Origin of the sequence: Streptomyces sp. CB01881, assembly GCF_002953255.1 — a bacterium.
GTDB lineage: Bacteria > Actinomycetota > Actinomycetes > Streptomycetales > Streptomycetaceae > Kitasatospora.
Genome location: NZ_CP026498.1, coordinates 1,026,953 through 1,031,150, shown reverse-complemented (window position 1 = coordinate 1,031,150; position 4,198 = coordinate 1,026,953). Strand labels below are relative to the sequence as shown.

General features: G+C 71.0%; 3 protein-coding genes and 1 pseudogene. All 4 read right to left on the bottom strand.

Annotated elements, in window-relative coordinates; translation table 11 throughout:
• Window positions 1-439: pseudogene (locus C2142_RS39320) on the bottom strand (GntR family transcriptional regulator); the annotation flags it as partial.
• Window positions 440-573: 134 nt separating this feature from the next.
• The gene (locus tag C2142_RS04770; RefSeq protein ID WP_148641225.1) at window positions 574-1,605 is read right to left on the bottom strand and encodes an ABC transporter permease; all 1,032 of its coding nucleotides are present in this window, start codon (window positions 1,603-1,605) and stop codon (window positions 574-576) included.
• Window positions 1,589-3,145: a sugar ABC transporter ATP-binding protein gene (locus tag C2142_RS04765; RefSeq protein WP_148641224.1), complete on the bottom strand. Its 1,557-nt coding sequence runs from the start codon at window positions 3,143-3,145 to the stop codon at window positions 1,589-1,591. The genes C2142_RS04770 and C2142_RS04765 overlap by 17 nt, the downstream gene beginning before the upstream one ends.
• Before the next feature lie 84 nt (window positions 3,146-3,229).
• A partial coding sequence (locus C2142_RS04760) for a sugar ABC transporter substrate-binding protein (protein ID WP_241002379.1) occupies window positions 3,230-4,198 on the bottom strand: 969 nt, incomplete at its 5' end.

The window sequence follows — 4,198 nt, the reverse complement described above, 5'->3', positions numbered from 1 at the left end:
TGGTGCGGTGCGGTGGAAGGCGATGTCCAGCTCGACGAACTCCTCGATGTCGGCCGCCGCGGCGCTCCGGTCGAGGACGGCCCGCAGCGTTCCCAGGTTCTCGTCGGTGATCCGGTCGGCCGCGAGGGCGGTGGCCTGGGGTTCCAGCAGTCTTCGTACCTGGAGGAGTTGGCCGGCGGTGTGGCCTTGGGAGACGTCGGCGGCGAAGGCGAGCGATTCCAGGAGGAGGTGGGGTTCGAGGCCGGAGACGTAGGTGCCGTCGCCCTGTCTGGGGATGAGGATCCGCATCGCGGTGAGTGCGCGGACGGCCTCGCGCAGGGAGTTGCGGGACAGCCCGAGCTGCGAGTTCGGCCTCGTTGGGGAGTCTCGCGCCGGGCGGCAGGGCGCCGGAGACGATCATTTCCTTGATCTTCTCGATGGCCTGGTCGGTCACCGCCATGGGTGTGTGCCTCCTGCGTGCGGGCAAGGGAGTGGTGGTCGGTCGTGGGGGCGGGACGGGGAGGCCGGAGCGGCGCGACCGGTTGCCGGCCGGCTGGTGGCGCCGCTCCGGCGGCTCTCAGGCCAGGGGGCCCGTCACTCCTGTTTCTCGCCGGAGGCGAAGCGGGAGATGATCAGCGCGACGATGATGATCGCGCCGTTGAGGAACTGGTTCCACAGCGGTGGTACGCCGGCGAGGGTCATGACGTTGACCACGAGTTGGAGGGTCAGCACGCCGGTGAGGGCGCCGAAGAGGGTGCCGCGGCCGCCGTTGAGGCTGACGCCGCCGATGACGGTGGCGGCGAAGACCTGGAAGATCCAGCCGTTGCCCTGGTCGGCGGAGATGGATCCGTAGTGGCCGGTGTAGAGGATGCCGGCGAAGGCGGCGAGCAGGCCGCCGAGGATGAGCACGGTCCAGGTGATCCGGTCGACCCGGATGCCGGCGGCGCGGGCGGCCTCGGCGTTGCCGCCGATCGCGTAGAGGGCGCGGCCGTGGCGCAGCCAGGCGAGGGCGCTGCCTCCGGCGAGGAAGAGGAGGGTGCAGATCCAGATTGCGGCCGGGATGCCGAGCCAGTTGGTGCGGCCGAGGTAGGTGAGGGAGTGGGGCAGGGTGACGATGGACTGGCCCTGGGAGATGGCGACCTGGAGGCCGCGGAGCAGGGTGAGTGCGCCGAGGGTGACGATGAAGCCGTTGAGGCGCAGTTTGAGGATCAGGAACCCGTTGATCGCGCCGATCAGCGCGCCGACGGCGAGACAGAGCGGGATGGCGGTCCAGGAGGGGAGGAGGCCGAGGCCGTTGAAGCGGGCGCCGTGGTCGGGCAGGACGAGCCAGACGGCGATGACGGGGGCGACGCCGATGGTGGATTCCAGGGAGAGGTCCATCCGGCCGGCGATCAGGATGAGGGCTTCGGCGAGGACGAGCAGGCTGAGTTCGGTGGCCTGCTGGCCGACGCCGAGGAGGTTGTCGGAGGTGAGGAACGCCGGCGAGACGGCGAAGCCGATGACGCCCAGGACGAGCAGGACCGGGACGAGCGACAGGTCGCGGTAGCGGGCCAGGTCGAAGCGGCGCCCGGCAGGGGCGGAGACGGCCGTGGCCGACGGTGCTCGGAGCTCAGTGGTGGGGGGCATTGGGTTCCTTCGGGTCGGTCGGGCCGGTCATGCCCTCCATGGCTGCGACCAGTTGTTCGTCGCTCCAGCCGTGCGCGAACTCGGCGACGACGCGGCCGTGGAACATGGCCAGGACGCGGTCGCAGACCCGCAGGTCGTCGAGTTCGTCGGAGACGATCAGGGCGCTCCTGCCGGCGTCGGCGACTTCGCGGACGGTGCCGAGCAGGGATTCCTTGGACTTGATGTCCACGCCGTTGGTGGGCCGGATGGCGACCAGGACCTGCGGGTCGGTGGCCAGTGCGCGGGCGATGACGACCTTCTGCTGGTTGCCGCCGGACAGCGCGGACACCGGGGTGGCGGGGCCGGGCGTCTTGATGTCGAGGTCGTCGATCATCCGCTCGGCGAAGGCCCGGGTGCGCGAGGGCAGTACCGTGCCGTACGAGCCGAGCTGGTCGGTGACGGTCAGGGTGGCGTTCTCGGCGACGCTGCGCTGTGGGATGAGGCCCTGGATGTGGCGGTCCTCGGGGACGAAGCCGATGCCGGCCGCGAGGGCGGCGGGAACGCGGCCGGTGCGCACCGGGCGGCCTTTGACGGTGATGGTGCCGGACCGGGGGTGGTGCAGGCCGGCGAGGGTTTCGCCGAGCCGGACGTTGCCGCTGGCGGCGGCGCCGGCCAGGCCCACGACTTCGCCGGGGCGTGCGGTGAGCGAGAGGTCGTGGTAGGCGCCGTCCAGGCTCAGCCCGGTGACCTCCAGGAGCGGGGCGTCGTCCGGGCGTGTGCGGCCGGCCGGTGACCAGGCGGGTTCGGCGTCCCGGGTGCTCTCGCCGGTCATCGCCTCCACCAGGGCGTGCTGGTCGAGTTCGGTGACGGGTGCGGTGATGATGTGCCGGGCGTCGCGGTAGACGGTGACGGTGGTGCAGAGGTCGTAGACCTCCTGCAGGTGGTGGGAGATGAACAGGAACGCGACGCCCTGCTCCTGGAGGGAGCGCAGCTTGTCGAAGAGCTTGTCGATGCCGCGGGCGTCGAGTTTGGCGGTGGGCTCGTCGAGGATGATGAAGCGGGCGCCGAGGGAGAGCGCGCGGGCGATCTCGACGAACTGGCGTTGTTCGACCGTCAGGTTATCGGCGCGTGCGGTCGGGTCGACGTCCACGCCGTACTCGGCGAGCAGGCCGGTGGCGCGGGCGTGCAGCTGCTTCCAGCGGATCGGGCGCATCGCCCCGGTGCTCTGGCGGTCGAGGAAGAGGTTCTCGGTGACGGTGAGCGCGGGGATGATGGTGGAGCGCTGGTAGACGCAGGCGGCCCGGGTGCGCCAGGCGTCGGTGTCGCCGGGGGCGGGGGCGGGTTCGCCGTTGAAGCGCAGGGTGCCGGTGTCGGGGTTCTGCAGGCCGGTGAGGATCGAGACGAGGGTGGACTTGCCCGCGCCGTTGCGGCCGACCAGGGCGTGTGATTCGCCCGGTGCGACCGAGATGCGGGCGTCGCGGAGGGCGACGGTGGCGCCGAAGCGCTTGCTGATCCCGTCGGCCTCGACGACGGGGCCCCGGACGGGGCTGGGGTCCGCCATGGCGGGGACGTCCTTTCCGCAGGATCCGTCAGCGGCGGCCCCGGAAGGGGAGTCCGTGCCGCCGCCGACGATGAGCCGGTGGGGTTACTTGCCGACGCCGTTGCCCCAGAGGGACTTGTCGTCGACGTTGTCCTTGGTGACCAGGGGTGCGGGGAGCTGGTCCTCCAGGCCGTTGGGCAGGGAGATGATGGTCGACTGGTGGTCGGTCGGGCCGGGCTGGAAGGTCTTGCCCTCGGCGCCGGCCTTGGCGTAGTAGAGCGCGTACTTGGCGTAGAGGTCGGCGGGCTGGGAGACGGTGGCGTCGATGTCGCCCCTGCGGATCGCGTCGAACTCCTGCGGGATGCCGTCGTTGGAGACGATGGCGATGTGGCCGCTCTGGCCGGCGGGCTTGAGCAGGCCCTTCTGCTGGAGCAGGGCGAGGGTGGGCTGCAGGAAGACGCCGCCGGCCTGCAGGTAGACGCCGCCCAGGTCCGGGTTGGCGGCCAGGGTGGACTGGAGCTTGGCGGAGGCGACGTCGCCCTTCCAGTCGGTGGCCAGCTCGATCACCTCGATGCCGGGGAACTTCTCCTTCATGCAGGCCGCGAACGCCTCGGAGCGGTCGCGTCCGTTGACGGAGCTCAGCGCGCCCTGGAGCTCGGCGACCTTGCCCTTGCCGCCGAGCTGCCGGCCGAGGAACTCGCAGGCCTTGGTGCCGTACGCCTTGTTGTCGGCGCGCACCACCATGTAGACGTTGCCCTTGTCGGGGCGGGTGTCGACGCTGACGACCGGGATCTTCTTGGCGGACAGCTGGTCGAGGGTGGAGGCGATCGCGCCGGTGTCCTGCGGGGCCATGACGACGGCCCTGGCGCCGGTGTTCTGGAAGACCTGGACGTTGGCGACGAGCTTGGTGACGTCGTTCTGGGAGTTGCTCACCGGCAGGGTGTTCAGGCCCTGGGCGGAGGCGTCCTGCTTGACGTACTGCGCGTAGGAGTTCCAGAAGTCGGAGTCCGCACGGGGCAGGTCGATCCCGATGGCCGGCCTGCCGCCGGCGGCGGCCGCGTTCGAGTCGCTGCC

Coding starts and splice junctions, on each gene's coding strand:
- C2142_RS04765 (WP_148641224.1), bottom strand. CDS start 3,145: ATGGCGGACCCCAGCCCCGTCCGGGGCCCCGTCGTCGAGGCCGACGGG.
- C2142_RS04770 (WP_148641225.1), bottom strand. CDS start 1,605: ATGCCCCCCACCACTGAGCTCCGAGCACCGTCGGCCACGGCCGTCTCC.